The 18,431-nt window shown below is 51.0% G+C and carries 21 protein-coding genes; 4 read left to right on the plus strand and 17 right to left on the minus strand.

From position 1 onward, the window contains the following. Position 1 precedes the first annotated feature (1 nt). The 3 genes from B5G27_RS10300 to B5G27_RS10310 all read right to left on the minus strand — a co-directional run bounded on the left by B5G27_RS10300 (position 2) and on the right by B5G27_RS10310 (position 2,539). Positions 2-856, minus strand: a complete 855-nt coding sequence (locus tag B5G27_RS10300; RefSeq protein WP_087178807.1) for an ABC transporter permease — start codon at positions 854-856, stop codon at positions 2-4. Continuing rightward, positions 849-1,775: an ABC transporter ATP-binding protein gene (locus B5G27_RS10305; protein WP_087178808.1), complete on the minus strand. Its 927-nt coding sequence runs from the start codon at positions 1,773-1,775 to the stop codon at positions 849-851. The genes B5G27_RS10300 and B5G27_RS10305 overlap by 8 nt, the downstream gene beginning before the upstream one ends. Positions 1,776-1,852: 77 nt before the next feature. Continuing rightward, positions 1,853-2,539 carry a response regulator transcription factor gene (locus tag B5G27_RS10310; RefSeq protein ID WP_087178809.1) on the minus strand — a complete coding sequence of 229 codons (687 nt, stop codon included), beginning with the start codon at positions 2,537-2,539 and terminating at the stop codon, positions 1,853-1,855. 455 nt (positions 2,540-2,994) lie between these two features. On the opposite strand from B5G27_RS10310, the gene B5G27_RS10315 reads away from it, so the two are divergent. The 3 genes from B5G27_RS10315 (at position 2,995) to hydG (ending at position 5,827) form a co-directional block, all read left to right on the plus strand. Beyond that, a complete protein-coding gene (locus tag B5G27_RS10315) occupies positions 2,995-3,243 on the plus strand; it encodes a TM1266 family iron-only hydrogenase system putative regulator (RefSeq protein ID WP_087178810.1) in 249 nt (82 codons plus the stop codon). Then, positions 3,240-4,334 carry a [FeFe] hydrogenase H-cluster radical SAM maturase HydE gene (gene hydE / locus B5G27_RS10320; protein ID WP_087178811.1) on the plus strand — a complete coding sequence of 365 codons (1,095 nt, stop codon included), beginning with the start codon at positions 3,240-3,242 and terminating at the stop codon, positions 4,332-4,334. The genes B5G27_RS10315 and hydE overlap by 4 nt, the downstream gene beginning before the upstream one ends. A 71-nt stretch (positions 4,335-4,405) precedes the next feature. Further along, entirely contained in the window at positions 4,406-5,827 is a 1,422-nt protein-coding gene (gene hydG / locus B5G27_RS10325) for a [FeFe] hydrogenase H-cluster radical SAM maturase HydG (protein ID WP_087178812.1), read from the plus strand. Between the two features lie 205 nt (positions 5,828-6,032). Here the strand turns inward: hydG and B5G27_RS16625 are convergent, their stop codons facing one another. The 11 genes from B5G27_RS16625 to B5G27_RS10380 form a co-directional block, all read right to left on the minus strand. Further along, positions 6,033-6,164, minus strand: coding sequence for a hypothetical protein (locus B5G27_RS16625; protein WP_275533029.1), 132 nt, complete (start codon positions 6,162-6,164; stop codon positions 6,033-6,035). A gap of 646 nt (positions 6,165-6,810) precedes the next feature. Then, positions 6,811-7,533, minus strand: coding sequence for a J domain-containing protein (locus B5G27_RS10335; protein ID WP_087178814.1), 723 nt, complete (start codon positions 7,531-7,533; stop codon positions 6,811-6,813). 44 nt (positions 7,534-7,577) lie between these two features. Then, entirely contained in the window at positions 7,578-7,985 is a 408-nt protein-coding gene (locus B5G27_RS10340) for a hypothetical protein (RefSeq protein ID WP_087178815.1), read from the minus strand. A gap of 142 nt (positions 7,986-8,127) precedes the next feature. Next, entirely contained in the window at positions 8,128-9,066 is a 939-nt protein-coding gene (locus B5G27_RS10345; protein ID WP_087178816.1) for a DUF4340 domain-containing protein, read from the minus strand. After that, on the minus strand, positions 9,063-10,586 hold the full coding sequence (locus B5G27_RS10350; RefSeq protein WP_087178817.1) for a Gldg family protein: 1,524 nt from the start codon (positions 10,584-10,586) through the stop codon (positions 9,063-9,065). Before B5G27_RS10350 ends, B5G27_RS10345 begins: the two co-directional genes overlap by 4 nt. Before the next feature lie 12 nt (positions 10,587-10,598). After that, positions 10,599-11,465, minus strand: a complete 867-nt coding sequence (locus tag B5G27_RS10355; RefSeq protein WP_087178818.1) for an ABC-2 transporter permease — start codon at positions 11,463-11,465, stop codon at positions 10,599-10,601. Continuing rightward, positions 11,449-12,609 carry an ABC transporter ATP-binding protein gene (locus B5G27_RS10360; protein ID WP_087178819.1) on the minus strand — a complete coding sequence of 387 codons (1,161 nt, stop codon included), beginning with the start codon at positions 12,607-12,609 and terminating at the stop codon, positions 11,449-11,451. The genes B5G27_RS10355 and B5G27_RS10360 overlap by 17 nt, the downstream gene beginning before the upstream one ends. A gap of 175 nt (positions 12,610-12,784) precedes the next feature. After that, positions 12,785-13,027: a DUF3343 domain-containing protein gene (locus B5G27_RS10365; RefSeq protein ID WP_087178820.1), complete on the minus strand. Its 243-nt coding sequence runs from the start codon at positions 13,025-13,027 to the stop codon at positions 12,785-12,787. A 13-nt stretch (positions 13,028-13,040) separates the two neighbouring features. Next, positions 13,041-13,244 carry a sulfurtransferase TusA family protein gene (locus B5G27_RS10370; protein ID WP_087178930.1) on the minus strand — a complete coding sequence of 68 codons (204 nt, stop codon included), beginning with the start codon at positions 13,242-13,244 and terminating at the stop codon, positions 13,041-13,043. Between the two features lie 10 nt (positions 13,245-13,254). Next, positions 13,255-14,352 carry a YedE family putative selenium transporter gene (yedE, locus tag B5G27_RS10375; RefSeq protein ID WP_087178821.1) on the minus strand — a complete coding sequence of 366 codons (1,098 nt, stop codon included), beginning with the start codon at positions 14,350-14,352 and terminating at the stop codon, positions 13,255-13,257. 144 nt (positions 14,353-14,496) lie between these two features. After that, positions 14,497-16,113, minus strand: coding sequence for a recombinase family protein (locus B5G27_RS10380; RefSeq protein ID WP_002596236.1), 1,617 nt, complete (start codon positions 16,111-16,113; stop codon positions 14,497-14,499). A gap of 225 nt (positions 16,114-16,338) precedes the next feature. On the opposite strand from B5G27_RS10380, the gene B5G27_RS10385 reads away from it, so the two are divergent. Next, positions 16,339-16,539 (plus strand): hypothetical protein, encoded by a 201-nt coding sequence (locus B5G27_RS10385; RefSeq protein WP_002596235.1) that lies wholly within the window; start codon positions 16,339-16,341, stop codon positions 16,537-16,539. Positions 16,540-16,603: 64 nt separating this feature from the next. Here the strand turns inward: B5G27_RS10385 and B5G27_RS10390 are convergent, their stop codons facing one another. Genes B5G27_RS10390 through B5G27_RS10400 form a run of 3 tightly spaced genes read right to left on the minus strand, consistent with a single transcriptional unit; the run spans position 16,604 to position 18,386 of the window. Then, positions 16,604-16,798 (minus strand): transposon-encoded TnpW family protein, encoded by a 195-nt coding sequence (locus B5G27_RS10390; protein WP_002596234.1) that lies wholly within the window; start codon positions 16,796-16,798, stop codon positions 16,604-16,606. A 14-nt stretch (positions 16,799-16,812) separates the two neighbouring features. Next, positions 16,813-17,655, minus strand: coding sequence for an ATP-binding protein (locus B5G27_RS10395; RefSeq protein WP_002596233.1), 843 nt, complete (start codon positions 17,653-17,655; stop codon positions 16,813-16,815). Next, positions 17,652-18,386 carry a replication initiator protein A gene (locus B5G27_RS10400; RefSeq protein WP_087325174.1) on the minus strand — a complete coding sequence of 245 codons (735 nt, stop codon included), beginning with the start codon at positions 18,384-18,386 and terminating at the stop codon, positions 17,652-17,654. Before B5G27_RS10400 ends, B5G27_RS10395 begins: the two co-directional genes overlap by 4 nt. Between the last annotated feature and the right edge of the window lie 45 nt (positions 18,387-18,431).

Consider the following 18,431-nt stretch of genomic DNA (forward strand, 5'->3'; position numbering starts at 1 on the left):
TTTATATATCTCTCTTTCTGAATATCTGACTGGACAGCGCCAGCACTGCCAGTCCAAAAACGACCGCAACGGTCAGTGCTTTTACACAGCCCCCGGCCGATGGCGCCATCTCCAGAAGCGCCATTCTTCCTGTTACCGTATACTGGAGCATATTGAAATCCTCAATCCCGAATCTTGCCAGGATTTTATCGACTGTGCTATATAGGATCACCATCACATTCATGCAGAATAAAACCGCGAATGCCATACTGAACACCTTACTCCGAGTAATGATCGTAATGGCCATGCAGATCAGAAGCAGTACATAATGGAGCAGAATCTGTATTGCTGAATATACTGCTAAATCCCTGAGCGATCCCAGCTGTAATTCATGAAAGCAGACTGCCTGGGCCACAGTCTGTATGCAAAGATAAAAAAGCATTGTCAGGACGGTATAGATAAACAGCGCTACTGCCTTTGACAGGATAAGATTCCCACGGTTTTTCATTTGTCCTCCGATATTTTTTATATAACCGCTGCTGAGATCGGAAGCAGAAAACAGTACGGCAAAAATCACCATAAACAGGGCAATAAACTTCCCGTGGAGATTGGCATAGACCTGATCATATACAGTCACCATCTCCCCAGGCCGGGTAGGAATTGTAACATCCATCCCCAGATTGACCGGCTCCTCATCCGAACTGGTCTCCTGCTCATATACCTGGGAATTTTGTCCCGCTTCTTCCTTCATCATATTATAGTCAAGCACAGACATAGATGTGGTGAAAAACGTAGCTGCTGCCAGTATAATTCCGATCACATAAAAACTTTTCATCCGAAACATACGATACAGATCCATTTTTATGCAATTAAACATTTGAAACACCTCCCGTCAGATTCAGATAATAAGATTCCAGTTCTTCGCTTGTTATGATAATCCCTCTGACTGGGATGCCGGCTTTTGTAAGTTCCATGTTTAATCCGGCGCTTTCGTTTAATCTTTCATAAACCTGTATGTGTGTTTTATCCGTCACCTGGTATTGGGTAAAGCCCAGTCTGTCTAATACAGGGATTGCGCGTTCCGGTATATCCAGCGTGATTTCAATTCTTTCGCTGCAACGGCGCATCAGTTCTTCTTTTGTAAGTTCCTGAAGAAGAGTTCCGTCATGGATGATCCCATAATCAGTAGCAATCTTGGACAGTTCCTCTAAAATATGGCTGGATATCAGGATTGTCATATTCCGCTCCTGCTGAAGCCGGTGAAGCGTATCTCTTACTTCCGCAATCCCCTGGGGATCCAGACCGTTTATAGGTTCATCCAGAACCAGAAGATCAGGTTCTCCAACTAATGCAAGTCCTATGCCGAGACGTTGTTTCATCCCCAGTGAAAAGTGCTTTGTTTGCTTTTTGCCGGTATCACCAAGCCCCACTGTATCCAGGATATCTTCAATATATCCTTTTTTATGAATGCCGCAGAACAGGCACTTTGTCTTCAGATTCTCATATGCTGTCATATTTTCATACAGCCCCGGGGCTTCGATCAGACAGCCGATCCTGGAACGCATCTGTTCCAATTCTCTTCCTTTATAACCGAAAATTTCAATTTCTCCTTCTGTGGGAGTGGAAAGGCCGCTGATCATCTTCAGACAGGTTGTCTTTCCTGCACCGTTTCTTCCGATAAACCCGTAAATAGCCCCCTTTTGTATATGAAGATCCACATGATCTACCGCATTGTGATGGCCAAACCGTTTCGTTAACCCTCTTGTGCAAAGTAAATATTCACTCAAGTCTTTCATCTCCTTTTTTGTTTCTGATGCTATCTTATCGGGAAAGTCCAAATAAAAAGCAAATCAAAAGTAAAAAAAGAGTAAATCTACGAGTGAAGCCGGTATCCGATCCCCCAGACTGTCTCAATATATTCGTCAGTTGTAACCTGTTTTATTTTCTTCCGGATATTACTGATATGTACATCCAGGGTTTTCGTTTCCCCCATATAGGGCTCATTCCAGGCATAGGAAAAAATATCCTCTTTGCTGAAAACCTGCTTCGGATGGCTTACCAAAAGCTCAAGTATGGCAAACTCCTGTTTTGTGATCTGGGGGACCTCTTTCCCTTCAATCCTGACCTGATAAGTGACCTTATCCAGGACCAGATCGCGATAGGTCATCTGTTTGTTTTCAATTTCCCTTCCCGCATGCCGCAGCTGGACTTGGATCCTTGCGATCACTTCCGGGATTTCAAAGGGTTTGGTAATATAATCGTCTGCTCCCTGGGTCAGCATCCCAATCTTTTCATCCAGGCTGTCTCTTGCTGTTAAGACGATCACAGGAAGATTTCCCCTTTCCCGGATATGTTTTAAGACTTCTTCGCCGGAAATCCCCGGTAACATAAGATCCAACAGGACAAGAGCAATGGAGTCCCTCATCTGAAGTATCAGTTCCGCCTCTGTTCCGGAAAACGCCTGGAGGACTTTATATCCGGCTTTTTCCAGAGCTGTTTTTAAAAGGTTATTAATATTTGTATCATCCTCAACAACCATAATTGTAAACTGTTTCTCCATAATCTTCCCCTTACTATACGTTAAAAAATAATATCATGATTGTATCACATATGTCGGTTTGAGGACAAGTTTCCTCATTTCTGTTGTTTCCTCATTTCTGTGTCTGTTAAAATCCAAATGCGACTAACATTCCCATAAAAAATCTTTTTACATAATATAAGCTGCAGCTAAATTTCACAGACAACATTTTATTGTATATTCGTTCCCGGCATGTTATACTGGGAACAGACATTCGTTCTGACTGCAAAGGCTTTCCATTTTGGGAGAGACCTGAGCAATAAGGCGCAGATATATCGCAGAGGAATGAGGGGGATTTTCCCTCTTCTTATGGTAGAGAAGCGCCTTTTCGGCGCTTTTTATTTTTTGCGAAATAAAATATAGCAGACCAGGTACATCCCGGTCTTTCACAGGACGGATACGCTGTAAACAAACAGGAAACATAAGGAGGACTGCCAATGGAAAACAGGATCGCACTCATCGGCATTATCCTGGAATCCCGGGATTCTGTGGATGAGCTGAACCATCTGCTGAGCCAGTACGGCGATTATGTGATCGGCAGGATGGGCATCCCTTATCGGAAAAAAGGCATCCACGTCATCAGCGTGGCGCTGGATGCGCCAAATAACGTCATCAGCGCGCTTTCGGGGAAACTGGGGATGCTCCCCGGGGTGAGCACGAAGACGATCTACGGGAAGAATATATGAGCGCGGGCCATCTGGATGCCGCTGTAAATGCGGACAAAAGCACCGGCAGGATCACAGAGCTCATCGACCAGCTCGAGGACAGACGTTCCCTCACCCGCGAGGAATGGACAGAACTTATCCGCGGGCGCAATAAACAGGCAGCGGAATACCTCTTTGAGAGAGCAAGGGAAACCCGCATCCGCCATTACGGACATGACGTCTACATACGCGGCCTGATCGAGTTCACCAATTACTGCCGCAATGACTGTCTGTACTGCGGGATCAGAAAGAGCAACCCCAATGCCGAGCGGTACCGCCTCACGCCGGATGAGATCCTGGCCTGCTGCGAACACGGCTATGAGCTCGGCTTCCGCACGTTTGTACTCCAGGGCGGGGAGGACGGCTGGTTTACGGACAGCCGTCTGGCGGATATCGTCTCTTCCATCCATTCCCGGTGGCAGGACTGCGCGGTCACTCTCTCCGTGGGCGAGCGCTCCCGGGAGAGCTACCGCATCCTGAAAGAGGCAGGGGCAGACCGTTTTCTCCTGCGGCATGAGACCTATGACCATGAGCACTACTCCCGTCTCCACCCGCCCTCTCTAAGCGCGCAGGAGCGGCAGAGATGTCTTTGGGATTTAAAGGATCTCGGCTACCAGGTGGGGACAGGTTTTATGGTCGGCTCTCCCTTTCAGACGCCGGAGAATCTGGCTGACGATATGCTGTTCCTGGAAAAGCTGGATCCCCAGATGGTCGGGATCGGTCCTTTCATCCCCCATCATGACACCCCCTTTGCAGACCAGCCGGCAGGGACGCTGGAGCTGACGCTGTTTCTGCTGGGGCTCATACGGCTCCTGCTGCCCAAAGTGCTGCTCCCCGCCACCACCGCCCTGGGGACCATTGCCCCGGACGGCAGGGAAAGAGGGATCCTCGCCGGGGCGAATGTAGTGATGCCGAACCTTTCTCCCGCACAGGTGCGGGAAAAATATCTGCTCTATGACAACAAGCTCTGCACCGGGAGCGAAGCTGCCGAGAGCTTAAAAGACCTGGAGTCCCGGATGCAGGCGATCGGTTACCGCATCGCCGTATGCCGCGGAGACTCACTGAATATGTGACCGCTGCCATTGTCTGATGCCGGTCCGTATTATTTATGATAAATCTCAGAAACGAAAAGGAGGAAAATAAAATGTATGATGTAAATTCAAAATGCGCGGATGATTTTATCAACCATGAGGAAATCCTTGAGACACTCGCATATGCAGACGAAAACAAAGAAAATGTCGAATTGATCGATTCCATTATCGAGAAGGCGAAAAAACGCAAGGGGCTTTCCCACAGGGAAGCATCCGTCCTGCTCGCCTGTCCTATTGAAGAAAAGAATCAGGAAATCTACAAGCTGGCAGAACAGATCAAAAAAGATTTCTACGGCAACCGCATCGTTATGTTCGCGCCCCTGTACCTGTCCAACTACTGCATCAACGGCTGCACGTACTGCCCATACCACGCAAAGAACAAACATATCCCGAGGAAGCAGCTCTCTCAGGAAGATATCCGCAGAGAGGTCATCGCGCTCCAGGATATGGGGCATAAGCGTCTTGCCCTGGAAGCCGGGGAAGACCCGGTGCGCAATACCATGGATTACTACCTGAAATCGATCGAGACCATTTACAGCATCAAGCATAAAAACGGGGCGATCCGCCGCGTAAACATCAATATCGCGGCAACGACCGTGGATAATTACCGCCTCTTAAAGGAAGCGGGGATCGGCACATATATCCTCTTCCAGGAGACCTACCACAAAGAGAGCTATCTTGAACTCCATCCGACCGGACCGAAGCACGATTACAATTACCACACAGAAGCAATGGACCGCGCCATGGAAGGCGGCATCGATGATGTGGGCTTAGGCGTTCTCTTCGGCCTGGACAAATACCGCTATGAATTCGCGGGACTGCTCATGCATGCAGAACATCTGGAAGCCGCTTTTGGAGTCGGCCCCCACACGATCAGCGTGCCGAGGCTGAAACACGCTGACGATATCAATCCGGATGATTTTGACAACGGCATCGACGACGACACCTTCGCCAAGATTGTTGCCTGCATCCGCATCGCCGTTCCATACACAGGCATGATCATTTCCACAAGGGAAAACCAGAAGACAAGGGAGCGTGTCCTCCACCTGGGTATCTCCCAGATCAGCGGCGGTTCAAGGACCAGCGTGGGCGGCTACTGCGAGCCGGAGCCGGAAGATGAGAAATCCGAGCAGTTCGATGTCAGCGACAACCGGACTCTTGACGAAGTCGTCCGCTGGCTCATGGAGATGGATTATATCCCGAGCTTCTGTACGGCATGCTACCGCGAAGGGCGCACCGGCGACCGTTTCATGTCACTGTGCAAGAGCGGGCAGATCCAGAACTGCTGCCACCCCAACGCGCTGATGACACTGAAGGAATACCTGATGGATTATGCTTCGCCTGAGACAAAAGCGATCGGGGATAAGCTGATCGAAAAAGAAGTGCTTAACGTGCCGAATGAAAAGGCACGGGCAGTGGTGCTTGAAAACCTGAGGCTCATCGAGCAGGATAATCGGAGGGATTTCCGGTTCTAGGAAATTCTGTTAATGTATCTGTAAATCTGTATTTGTGGGGGAGCCTTCCTTGTGAATATGACGTCCGAAAACCGTCGGTTTGATACAGGACGTTTTCGCGGCGGGCGGGGATATGGCTCAGGTTCCGGTTCCGTAATCCGGGAAAGACGTAAAAGGGAGAAAGCATGGCTAAAAGCAATTGTCCGGCGGAAGATTCGGCTCCGCCTCAGGCATCCGCCGGACAATTAACGCCACGCTTTCTCCCTTTAAGTCTTTCCGGCAGATTACTCCAAGTCACCGTCGCCATATCCCCGTCCGCCGCGAAAGGTGCATCAAAGGAGCGGTTTTCTGCGCGCATCCGATCGGAAGATCCCCGCAGTCAAATGCTGGATTTCGAAAGTTGGATGAAAGGGGATCTTCTGTAGCGAAACAGGAATTTTTATCGGACGGAAGGTGATGTGGGCTTCCGGGAGGGGATATTAGCCGTTCGATTTGGCGCAGCGAGCTACGCCTCTCTGGCTATAGAATTCTGCCTGCTGAGGGGATTTTACTTTTTTGCGGAGAGTTTTTCCCCATTGTATGTTTTTGCTGGCTGGGGATGGGTTACTTTTTGTCGAAGACGTTCCCCTCTCTCACTACGTTTTTAAACGCTGCATTTGTCGGGGGCTTCCGGCTTGAGTAAACCAGAAAACAGCGAAGCGCTTTTTCGGAATATCTTTCAGCGCGGGGATATGGGTGGTTGAGGTGACTTCGGAATGAGGCTTGGAAAAAGTAGAAATCAGGGGACACGCGTTGGGATCAGAAGAGGGGTTGTCTGAGGCGAAGCCGAGTTCCTCTCTTCTGATCCCTGGTTTTAGCGTGTCCCCTGATTTCGTAGTTTTTCCTGCCTCATGGAGTGGAGCCGATGCCAGCCATATCCCCGCGCTGAATACGGCTCCGATATCTGCGCTTCACTGTTTTCGGACGTTTAGCCAATCATCTGGCGCGCCCCCACAAATACAGATTTAATATCCGCTGTATCCCCCGCAGCAAAGCCCGCTTCCTCCGCAACAGAGGTAGCACAGCATATTTGCCACGCACAGCTTCACACAGCAGCCGGTGTCAAATGTACCCGGATACCCGAAGGCGGTCTGCCGCCGCTCATACCATGTGCCGCCGTTCTGCAGCCGGTCGAGAAGCATCTGGTACTGCATGTTTCCCGGATCCAGACGCACAGCTTCTCTTGCCTGCTCCAGTGCTGTCACATTATTGCCGAGACCTGAATTTGCCGATGCGCTGTAAAAATACCAGAGAGCACTCCTGTCCCGGATCCCGTCCAGCACATTGAGTGCTTCCTTATAATGCCCGCTGCGGATATAATTTGCCGCAGCGCGCAGATGGACATCTTCTTCTGTCTCCTGACGGTGCTGGCTTCTCCCGTGGAGATCATCACTCCAGCCGCCAAAGGGACCGTATCCGCCGAACCCGCCGTAAGGACCATAACCGCGGTAAGATCCGCTGCCAGTACCGGTGCCGTAACCGTCAGATGCATATCCGTGCTCCCGTTCATCCATGATCTGCTGATACGCCTGCTGTACTTCTTTAAACTTTGCCTCCGCTTCTTCCTTGTGTGGATTATTGATGTTGGCGTCCGGATGATATTTTCTGCTCAGCCTGCGGTAAGCCTTTTTCACTTCATCATCCGGGGCATTCCTGTCCACTCCGAGCAGGCTGTATGGATCTGTCATTTTCTTTCTCCCTTCAGGACCGATTCACAGACTGCTATTCCCTGTCAGCTTTTCTTGATAAATGTTGTCCCGCATTTCGGACAGCGCACCTCGATCTTTCCCTTTCCTTTTGGGATACGGATCTTCTGTTTGCAAGACGGACATGTATAAATATGGTAAACCCTGCGCTGCTGCCAGATATTTTTCTGCTTCCGGAAAAAATTGCGGATCCCATATGTTTTTGCCAGAAACGCCTGGTTTTCCGCATAGCGCTTTTGTATATTTCTGGAAAACACCCGGAAATAACAATAGATCACCAACGCCCAGCCAAGTATGTAAAAAATAAGCCCTGCGATATTGTCTACAAAGACCGAGGACACGACCACAGCGATCAGCCCCAGGACAAGCAGGGACTTAGAAAACTGGTCAACGCCGTATCTTCCCTGCATAAAACGAATCAATTTTTCCTTCATATTTAACCATCCTTTTGAATTAGAATTTGGGATATATTTTCCACTGTTTTCCGGGCAAAGTCAATTAAAAATCAATTAAATTTTCAGAATATTCACCCCAAAGGGGTCAGACCCCTGTTAACAGGGGTCTGACCCCTTTTCCTCAAATATTCAGAATATTATCACAAATCTCATCTGAGATCAGATACACGATCCGTGAATCATTGATCATTACATACCGGTTCCCGTCTCCGTCTTCTCCCCCGATATACAGGGTCAGTGTTTTTTCTTCATCGCCCTCTGTATAAACTGCTTCCACAGTGATCCTGGATGCCTCATCGAGCCCGAATCCGGCCAGGTCTTCATCTGCCACGGAGTAGTCCGCTGCTTCGGATAATTCCACCGCGCCGAGGCCGCCTGCCACTGCTGTGATATCTTCTTCCTGATCTTCGTTCGCACTGTCGTATACTGTGGTCTCTCCATTCTGTATGATCGTCTCTTTTACGAGATTGCCGCTGCCGATACTCGGATACTCATCGAGCTGGGCCATATCATCCAGTGTATGATTGAAAGGATCAATGACTGTGGATGCGACTGTGTACACAGTTCCGGTATCACCCACGGTGACATAGTAATCTTCTCCGGTCATATTTCCGAAATACAGGTCTGTTTTATTTCCGTCCGCATCTGTAAAACTCAGCGTGTACACCGGTTCCTCCAAACCGTAGTCAGCGAGGCTGTCTCCATCCTCCAGCTCCCGGTCTGCTGTGATATCCCCCAGTGCTGCCGCCATATCTTCCGGATAACTCTGCGCCAGCGGGAAATCTTTATCCGGCGTATAATGCCAGATGCCGTCTGTCCTGTCGAACGCCATCTCACCATTTCCCACATCAAAGCTCATAGAAACGATCTCATCTGCCTCTGTGTCTGTCACATGGATCTCTGCGGCTTTATCGGCTTCTTCCCGGCTCTTCTCTTCGCTCCTGTTCCATGCCCGCAGCCCGAAATAGACTGCGAGCAGGAGTATCAGAGCCGCTGCCAGGATGAAAAGTCCCTTATGCTTTCGGATCCCGCCTTTTTGCTCTTTTTGTTTCTCTGTCATGCTCTTCTCCTCCTGAACCATACGACAAATCCGCCGATCAGCACCACAGCCGGGATGCCGAATATCATCAGCATGCTGAACAGCCCTGCGTGCTGGACCGTATTATATTCCACGCCCAGGCTCTTTGCCTCAATAGACAGATTCTGCACGCCGTCGAAATTAGCCGCGACTGCGTTCATGAAAATCTGTGTATTCTCAAGCTGCGGGAAGGTATCTGTGATCGACTGGTCGATTAGGCTTGCGGCTGATATTACAGTAAGCCGGCTCTCTAAGGTCTCCCCGCCATCCTCTGAACCAGTGTCCGTATCCTCTGTATTCTCCGCATCAGTGTCAGCATCCGAATTCTCCGTTTCGTCTGTTCCGGATCCGTCATCTTCCGGATCATCGTCCCCCGTGCTGACCGACTCTGACGCTGACGCACCCAGGACATAGGAACCCTGCTGCTGCGCGTCTTCCGTAACCGCATAGGACTGGTCAGATGACGACATAAACGCGGATGTCGTGATCGTATCGCGTTCTGGGTCAGTAAGAGTCATTCCATGCGTATTGGTCAGCAGCACCATCTGCGACTCGATCCCCTCTGCCATATCCCCATACACAGAAAGTTCCGGGAAAATATAATACGGATTATTCTGATAGCATCTTGCCGGATCTGCGATATAGCCGTCCGCCGCCTGGATACCGTATGTTTTCAGGATACCCGCCAGGTTTGGAAGATCCAGGGCGCTCGTATCCCCCAGCAGGATCATAAGCTTCTCTCCCGCTCCCAGATAATCTGTAAGCATCTGCGCTTCATCCTCTGATAAGTCTGAGACCGGCGCATACATAAGCAGAAGATCGCAGTCGTCAGGGATAGAAGTTGTCATGAGCAGATTCAGCTCCGAGAGCGTATAACTGTTCTTTTCCATCAGATCTGTCACAGTAGCAGAAAGTGTACCTTCCCCGTGCCCTGTTGTCTGATAAACGGTCCTCTCCACATCATTGCTTACGTAATTGACCGCGCTCGTCAGCTTGCCCTCGCCGTCAAACTCCGTATAAGATGCAGTCCCGTAATAATAGTAGGAATACTCATCCATCACAAGGATATCTCCGAAAGAGACTGTCGTCGTCTTACCCGTATCCTCACAGGAAACGACGATCGTATTTTCCGTTGTCTCATAATCCGTCAATGCTGACGGATGAAGCACGGGGTCGATCCATTCCACATGGATCTTATCCGAAAGTGCTGCATATTTGCTCAGAAAAGTAGTAATCCTCTCGTCTGTCTCATCTTTGACTGCAAGCACTTTCATATCCACATCTTTATCCAGACCGTCCAGCAGATTTCTGGACGTATCGGATATCTCGTAAATCTTTGTACTGCTCACATCAATATTTCGGAACGCCTCCGGTATCTGCCCCACGACCAGGTTAAATACGATCACCACGGCAAGCACCAGGACAGTCAGCCCCACACTGTACGCGCCCCGCCTTGTCCCTGTTGTATGAAATAGATTTTTGATATTCTTTTTATTTTTCACAGTCCGGCCCTCCTAACTCCAACGTCTCTTCTGGATCGCCTGCACGGTCAGAAATACGAATACCGCTATGACCGACAGGTACAGCGCGATCCCCGTCACATCCACAATATTGTTGGACGTAATACCGGTGAAAACATTGGCAAGCGCCAGTCTTCCCAGCAGGTTTGAGAGAAGATTTTCATAAACCTCCGAACGGAGCACATAGACTGCGATGCTCACAACAGCGCCCACGATCTCCACACCGCCGGACAGAACGAGGTTCCCCGTCATATGCCAGACATAAAATGCCGCCACCGTGATAAGGATAAGCACGCCCACCAGGCCGCTGACCGCAGAAGTCGGCAGCAGGGACAGGATCCCGTCCCAGAGGTACAGGACAAGGAGAATGCCGAATGTACTGATAAACGCGATGATCTGGCTCTCTGTCAGGGCGGAGAGGAACATCCCGATCGCAGCATATACGCATCCGAGCAGGAAGAATACGCCGATAGAAATATAATCCACCGTAAGATACGCTGTTCCCTGCGATTTAATGATCAGAGGGAAGATACAGAAGATCACGTTCGGGATGGCAATGACTGTTACCACTGACAGATATTTGCCGAGCACAACTTTTGGCAGGCTGACCGGAGCCGTCAGCAGCAGCTGGTCCGTCTTACTCTTTCGCTCCTCCGAAAAACTCCTCATCGTGATCAGAGGGATCCCCACGATAAATACGATCAGGGATCCTGATAATGTATAGGAAAAATACGGGTAGCCTGACATCATATTGTAAGCCATGAAATAGATACCTGTAAAAGCGATGAGAAACGCCACAAACACAGGACCTGTCATGGACTGAAAACAAGATCTTAATTCTCTTTTATAAATTGCCAGCATCTTGCTCTTCCCCCTTTCCTGCCGTCATTTCCTTAATATCAGCTTCTGCTGTCCCCACTTCTTCTGCATCCGCCGTTTCCGGTGCTTCGGTTTCCCGCTCAGGTCCAGACACAACTTCAGTTTCCTGCCCAGGCCCGGACACAGCTTCGGTTTCCTCTGCCTGCGGTATCAGTTCTTTCCATCCGATATCCTTTGAAAAAGCCGCAGGCACAGTATCCCTCTGGGTCAGTTCCATGAACACATCTTCCAGGGTAGTCCCCGAGACTTTCAGGGTCATCAGCGGGATACCGGCTGACGCGAACGCGCGGAATATGCTCTCCCTGATATCCTCGCCTTTTTTCTCCCGGACCATGCCCCTCGCAGTCCCGTCCACGCCTGCCTGTGTCTCGATCCTCTCGATGCCCGGCACATTTTTCAGGATCCTGCGCACCTCTGCCGTTGTTGTCCTTGCCTCGATCTCCACGATATTATTCTGCCCGAGCATGCGTTCCAGATTTTCCGGCGTGTCGCTCGCCACCAGCTTCCCTTTGGATATGATCATGATATAGTCGCATACTTCCCTTACTTCCGCAAGAATGTGCGAACTGAGGATCACGGTGTGGTTCTTTGCCAGCTTCCGGATCAGCTCACGGATCTCTATGATCTGCTTCGGGTCCAGACCCACGCTCGGCTCATCCAGAATGATGATCTCCGGGAAGCCGAGGACAGCCTGGGCCAGCCCCACCCTCTGCCTGTATCCCTTTGACAGATTTTTGATCAGCCTGTGCTCTACATCTTTGATCCGGACCATCTTCTCCACTTCTTCGATTTCCCCGGAGCGCTGCTTCTTTTTAAGCCCTTTGAGCTCCGCAGCAAATTCCAGATACTCACGGACAGTCATGTCCATATACAGCGGCGGCTGCTCCGGCAGATAGCCGATGTGCCGCTTCGCCTCTTCAGGCTCCTTCAAAATATCATGTCCGTCAATGAGCACCTCGCCTTCTGTCGCGCCGAGATAACCGGTCATGATATTCATGGTCGTGGACTTACCCGCACCATTTGGTCCCAGGAAACCATAGATCCGTCCCGCTTCGATCTGAAAGCTCAGGTGGTCCACAGCCAGATGGTCCCCATACTTCTTTACCAGATTCCTTACTTCGATCAAGGCAATACCCTCCTAAAACATATCGTTGCCCCAGCGCCCTCTCCATAAGAAAAAGACGCGCCCGCCTGCTCTCATTCTATGAGACTGACAGGCATTTAAGCACGTCTTAAAGGTTAACAATATTGTGTGAAAGTTATGTGTTATAAATGTGACAGAGTTTTGTGCTTGTCCCGCGCTATACGCACACCGGACACTCGTGCAGTCCTTCCGGGCCGATCCCCTGCTCTTCCATGACCGCGCAGAGCTTCTCCCTCTCTGCAAGCGGCGCGCACCATGCCAGGCCGCACCCTGCGGAGATGGAGCGCGGGACAGGGATGAGCCTGCCCGGGACATCATGTTCCCGGCAGGCTTTTTCCATAGCCATCGCGTCCGCTGTCGTATGAAATGTCACCACAAGTCTCAGCTCTTTTTCCCTCATGTCCGCTCTTTCCTTACTCGATCACAACCGCAAAGCCGTCTTCCGTCTCCTCTGAGACAGCTTTCCGTCCGTGGTCTTTTGCATATTTTTCTACATTCATTCTCTGATGAGGTTCTGTCACCAGTACTTTTACCGGTCCTCCGCCTTCCTTTAACGCATCTTCCGTCAGCATTACCGGCTCCGGGCAGGACAGCCCTCTTGCATCTACGATCTTCATTTCCATTTTCCTACTTTCCTTCGTTCCTCTTATTCAAAAATGCGATCAAAAAGCAGACCGCGATACAGATGATGACAGCCACTTTCCCGTAAAGCGGCACACTGCCCGCGACCACTTCCTTTGTCTCAGCGTTCACTGCCGTGGCGCTTGCCGCCAGCCCGAAATTGTGGGCCAGGGCAGCTCCTGCAAACATACCCAGCACAGTCACCGCGGAATCCGAAGCCCCCTGTCCTGCAAGGATCAGCTGGCGCAGAGGACAGCCTCCCGCAAGGACAGCGGCGAATCCGACCGCATACATCCCGAGGATATTCCAGAGATGTTCTGAGTGGGCGATAACTCCCGGAGTATCAAACGCAGCGTCGAATCTGCCTGTCGCGATGTTAAATACCAGCATCACCACAAAAAAACCTCCGATGATAGTCAGCAGATCAAAATTTTTCATCAGGATCACATCGCGGATGCTCCCCGCGAAACACATCCTGGATTTCTGGGCGACAGCTCCGAATACAAGTCCTCCGATCAGAGACATCAGTATTGGTGCGTGCATGCTCCCCGGGCCGCTCTCACTGCTCTTGAGCAGCGTTGTCGCCAGCGCCAGTACAAGGATGCCTGCCAGCAGCACAGGCAGCACATATCCATTCATCCGGTTTGCCGCGTGGGCGCGTCCCAGGCTGAATCCTTTCTTTAACGCGACGACTCCTGTTCCCACGCCGAGGACAAATCCGATCAGAGCTACCCATGCGTTCAGGTCTCCCGCTGACATACGGATGATCATCCTGAGCGGGCAGCCCAGGAATACAAGTGATCCGACCGCCAGGATCATCCCCAGGACAAAGCGTACCATGGGCGATGATCCCGCCATAGACCGGTACTCCTTTGTTGCCATGGAAATAATAAAAGCCCCCAGCACAAGACCTATGATCTCCGGCCGCGCATACTGTACGGTCGCTGTGGAATGCATCCCCAGCGCTCCTGCTGTATCCCTGATAAAGCACGCGATACAGAACGCCATATTTGCCGGGTTCCCGAATGCCGCAAGGCACGCTGCCACAATGCCGCAGATGATCCCGGCCAGAGCGAGTTTTTTCTTTGAATCTGACAGATCCATGTTCTTTTCCCTCCTGCTTTTCCCAAGGCGCGCACTCTCATTCACGCGCCAGTTTGCTTATGTGTGATAAAGAAGCAATAGAAGTGCAAAAAATTTTGCCGTTCCTATCCGACACTTGGCCATTGTGTCGGATAGGTCGGGCGGTTATTCGGGCAAGTCAATCTTGCCGACAAAGCTGTAATAAATCTCAATGTCCTGCCTGCGGGTGCCGTTCTCATCATAGCTGCACTCATGCACCACAATTTTCTCGATCATTTCCCGCAAGAGAGTGGGGGTCAGTTCTTCAAAGGCAAGGTGCTTGCGGACAATGCCCATAAATTTCTCGGCGTTGACGGTAGCTGCCTGTGACTTGTCCAGTTCGGCTTGCAGGGCGGCGGCTCTCTTTTTCAGCTCCGCTTGCTCGGCTTCGTAGTCAGCCGACAGTTCCATGAAACGCTCATCGCTGATTTTGCCGTTTACATTGTCCTCATACAGCCGCTTGATAATGCGGCTGATTTCAGAAATGCGTTCCTGCGCCTGTTCAAGCTGCTTGATGGCTGCGGCGGTCTTTCGCTTGCCGCCGATCTCGTTCTGCTGGACAAGTAGTTTCACAAACCGGCTCTCATGCTTGGCTGCGTATTCGGTCACTTGCCGGAGATTTGCCAGGACACCAGCGGTCAACAGATCGGTGCGGATAAAGTGCGCCGTACAGTTGCGGGTGCGCTTCTTGTAGCTGCCGCAGATGTAGCAGTCCTGTTTGCGGTCTTTGTTCTGATACCGCTGCTGATACAGCACATGGCCGCAGTCGGCGCAGAACAAAATCCCGGAGAACAGCCCCACTTCATCGTAGCGGTTCGGGCGTTTGCGCTGTTTGCGTAACTCCTGCACCCGTTCCCATGTTTCCTTGTCGATGATCGGCTCATGGTGGTTCTCGAAAATGGCCTGCTTCTCGACGGGGTTCTCTATGCTGTGCTTGACCTTATAAGAAGGCTTTTCCGTTTTGAAGTTCACCAGACATCCGGTGTACTCTCGGTTTTCGAGGATATGAACGACGGTGTTGGTCGCCCATTTGCACTCATAGCCTGGGTGATAACGGCGGGTGCTGCCTGTCCGCTGATATTCCAGCGTCCCCGGCGTGGGGATTTGCTGCTCCGTCAGCATACGGGCAATCTTGGTCGGGCCGTTCCCGGCAAGGCAAAGCTGGTAAATCTGCTGCACCACCGGGGCGGCTTCCTCGTCTATAATAAAATTCTCGTCCTCGTCCATCACATAGCCGTAAACCGGCTTGCTGGTAACAGGCTTGCCGCTCATGCCTTTTGACTTTTTCACTGCCTTGATTTTCTTGCTCGTATCTCTCACCAGCCATTCATTGAACAGATTTCGCAGCGGGGTAAAATCGTTGTCCATGCCCTCGCTGGCACTGTCCACATTATCGTTGACAGCGATAAAACGCACACCCTTTTGAGGGAACAGCATTTCCGTGTAAAACCCTACCTGCAAGTAGTTTCGCCCTAACCGGCTCATGTCCTTGACGATGACCGTACCCACTTTCCCGGCTTCAATGTCCGCAAGCATGGCTTGAAATCCGGGCCGCTGGAAGTTCGCGCCGGAAAAACCGTCGTCGGTGTACCAGCGCAGATTGGTAAAGCCGTTCTGTTTTGCGTAGGTTTCGAGTATCCTTTTTTGGTTCGATATGGAATTACTCTCGCCTTGCAATTCATCCTCGTGGGACAATCTCGGATAAAGGGCGGTAATGAGGTTTTGGGTGGCTTGTCTTAACATAAAATCCTCCGTTTCCGACAGCCAGCCCCACTATTCCGTGGTTTCATTGTACCACGGAACGGCGGGGGCTGTACAGCGGCAAAAGCGTTAAATTTGCTTCTTTACAGCTTTTCAATTTTCCGATTTTTATGGTATGGGTTGTCGTCCCATATTTGCAGTAGAAAAGTTCATAACTCCGTGGTATACTCTGATTTAACAAAAAAATCAGAAGTTAAAGGAGAAAACATGAAGTATACAATAGATGAATTAACCGCGGCCAAAAGGCAAATTGATTCAACTCTGCACAAGCTAAGAGAAACAGTAAAAACATTTGAATCAAAGGATAATTCCGAGCGTTATAAATCACAAATCACATTGGCAAAGAGAAGAATAAAAGCCTTTGAAATTGCAAATTATTTTATAGAGAATGAGATTAAGAATTGCTAAAGCACTTCCGATTTTCGTTCCAGCGGTCATGCTCCCTGGCATGGCCGCTTTTCCATGCCCCGGTTCACGCCGGATAAGTCGGCTCCTGTGTAGCAGCGGCTTCCGCTTCCAGTACCCGCGCCATTTTGTCGGCGGCTGTGGTTGTGGTGTCTTTCTTGAAATAGCCGGACACGACAAGGACGGAATTGCCCATGCGGATTTCCGTCACACAGTCAGGGCGGCGGGTGGTGCGGGTGTCGTGCTGCTTGTTATCTGCCATAGGCAATACTCCTTTCAGTCGGTAATCAGTTTCTTCATGCTCTCCATTTTCCGCTTGGCGGTTTCCTGCCGGAAGTTGTCGCCGGTAAAGCGTACCGGGACGCACATGGAAAGCAGGCGGTCATAAATCCGGGAATGGGCGGTGTCCTCCGGGTTGTGCAGGTCGTCCAGCGTAAGGTTGGTCGTGACGATCAGCGGCTTGCCGCTGCGGTAACGGCTGTCAATCACATTGAACACCTGTTCCAGCCCGTATTCCGTCCCGCGTTCCATGCCGAAGTCGTCAAGGATCAGCAGCGGATAACGACAAAGGCGGGAAATGTACTCGTTGCGCCCCTCAAAGCTGGCGGCAAGGTCATTGAGGATAAGAGCAAAGTTCGTCATGCGGACGGGGATTTCTTTCTCCATGAGGGCGTTTGCGATACAGCCTGCAAGGTAGCTTTTGCCGGTGCCTACGCCGCCCCAGAACAGGCAGCCGATATTGTCTGTCCGCATATCTTCCCAATGCTCCACATACCGGCGGGCAAGCCCGGTCTGCGGGTTCCTGCCGTTGTCGTTCTCGAAAGTCCAGTCCCGCATGGTGGGGTCGGTAAAGCCCCGGCGTTTCAGTTCTTCCACGGTGTCAAGGTGTCTGCGCCGCTTTTCGGCGGCTTCCCGTTCCTCGCGGGCGGTTCTCTGGCAGTCGCACTCTGCCGGGTGGCGGTCGCGCCCGAAGATAGCGGCCTTATCCGGCGCAAAATAGGCTTCTTTCGGCTTGCGGCACTTGCCGCAGTACAGTAAACCGTCCTCGCCGGTGTAGTCCTCCGGCTCCGGGATGGTGGTCGTCATATTCTCCAAAACCGCGTTGATTTCATTCTTCATAAACTCTCGCCCTCCTTGCATGAGTAGTCTGGTATGCCCTTTTTAGGGGCTTCCTTTTTGTCGTTCCCCGCCCATATCCGCAGGGCGGCGGCATAGTTCTGGTAGCTTTTCCCGTTGGCGGCAAGGTAGCGGCTCATTTCCTCGATGAACCGTTCCAGCCTGTCAGGGTACTCTGCCTGCAACTCGTCGTATTCGGTCTGTGACAGAAAAATATTTCCATATCGGCCATAGGGCGCGGACGGCCCCCCACTCACTCCCTTTGTTTGGCTCTCTGTAAGGTTGTTTATAGTAGTTTGGTTAGGGGACGGTTTTCCGACCATCATAAGGTCGGTTTTCTGACCATCAGTAGGACGGTTTTCCGGCTCTATGAGGGGCGGACTTCCGGCCATCAGTTGGTCTGAAAACTGTACCTGTGGCACTGGCGGTACTTTGACATAAAGCCGGTTCGGTGCGGAGAAGCCGCCCCGTTCCCGTTCCAACAGCCCCGCCGTGTCCAGTTCATTAAGCGCCCCCTTGATGGTGGTGCTGCCTTTATCCAGTATTTCTGCTATCTCCGCGATGGGATAGATAATATAAATCCTGCCCTCGTCGTCCAGCCACTTGTTTTTCTGGGAGAGGGTGGAACGGTCTAACAGCAGCGAATACAGCAGCTTGGCGGTCTGTGAAATCTCCATTTTCAGCAGGAAACGGGGATACGGCAGATAGGCGGGCAGCCGCGTGTCTGCCCTGATATAATCAGCGATAGGATCACCTCCCTGTGTTCGGGTTGATTTTGG

Source organism: Lachnoclostridium sp. An76 (assembly GCF_002161355.1).
In the GTDB taxonomy this organism is placed as follows: Bacteria; Bacillota; Clostridia; order Lachnospirales; family Lachnospiraceae; genus Mediterraneibacter; species Mediterraneibacter caccavium.

What these genes read in the sequence shown, in the direction of transcription:
- B5G27_RS10345 (WP_087178816.1), bottom strand. Translation starts at nt 9,066, where the DNA reads ATGACAGAGAAACAAAAAGAGCAAAAAGGCGGGATCCGAAAGCATAAG.
- B5G27_RS10370 (WP_087178930.1), bottom strand. Translation starts at nt 13,244, where the DNA reads ATGAAGATCGTAGATGCAAGAGGGCTGTCCTGCCCGGAGCCGGTAATG.
- B5G27_RS10305 (WP_087178808.1), bottom strand. Translation starts at nt 1,775, where the DNA reads ATGAAAGACTTGAGTGAATATTTACTTTGCACAAGAGGGTTAACGAAA.
- B5G27_RS10340 (WP_087178815.1), bottom strand. Translation starts at nt 7,985, where the DNA reads ATGAAGGAAAAATTGATTCGTTTTATGCAGGGAAGATACGGCGTTGAC.
- yedE (WP_087178821.1), bottom strand. Translation starts at nt 14,352, where the DNA reads ATGGATCTGTCAGATTCAAAGAAAAAACTCGCTCTGGCCGGGATCATC.
- hydG (WP_087178812.1), top strand. Translation starts at nt 4,406, where the DNA reads ATGTATGATGTAAATTCAAAATGCGCGGATGATTTTATCAACCATGAG.
- B5G27_RS10310 (WP_087178809.1), bottom strand. Translation starts at nt 2,539, where the DNA reads ATGGAGAAACAGTTTACAATTATGGTTGTTGAGGATGATACAAATATT.
- hydE (WP_087178811.1), top strand. Translation starts at nt 3,240, where the DNA reads ATGAGCGCGGGCCATCTGGATGCCGCTGTAAATGCGGACAAAAGCACC.
- B5G27_RS10315 (WP_087178810.1), top strand. Translation starts at nt 2,995, where the DNA reads ATGGAAAACAGGATCGCACTCATCGGCATTATCCTGGAATCCCGGGAT.
- B5G27_RS10355 (WP_087178818.1), bottom strand. Translation starts at nt 11,465, where the DNA reads ATGCTGGCAATTTATAAAAGAGAATTAAGATCTTGTTTTCAGTCCATG.
- B5G27_RS10385 (WP_002596235.1), top strand. Translation starts at nt 16,339, where the DNA reads ATGAAGTATACAATAGATGAATTAACCGCGGCCAAAAGGCAAATTGAT.
- B5G27_RS10380 (WP_002596236.1), bottom strand. Translation starts at nt 16,113, where the DNA reads ATGTTAAGACAAGCCACCCAAAACCTCATTACCGCCCTTTATCCGAGA.
- B5G27_RS10335 (WP_087178814.1), bottom strand. Translation starts at nt 7,533, where the DNA reads ATGACAGATCCATACAGCCTGCTCGGAGTGGACAGGAATGCCCCGGAT.
- B5G27_RS10300 (WP_087178807.1), bottom strand. Translation starts at nt 856, where the DNA reads ATGTTTAATTGCATAAAAATGGATCTGTATCGTATGTTTCGGATGAAA.
- B5G27_RS10390 (WP_002596234.1), bottom strand. Translation starts at nt 16,798, where the DNA reads ATGGCAGATAACAAGCAGCACGACACCCGCACCACCCGCCGCCCTGAC.
- B5G27_RS16625 (WP_275533029.1), bottom strand. Translation starts at nt 6,164, where the DNA reads ATGCGCGCAGAAAACCGCTCCTTTGATGCACCTTTCGCGGCGGACGGG.
- B5G27_RS10365 (WP_087178820.1), bottom strand. Translation starts at nt 13,027, where the DNA reads ATGAGGGAAAAAGAGCTGAGACTTGTGGTGACATTTCATACGACAGCG.
- B5G27_RS10395 (WP_002596233.1), bottom strand. Translation starts at nt 17,655, where the DNA reads ATGAAGAATGAAATCAACGCGGTTTTGGAGAATATGACGACCACCATC.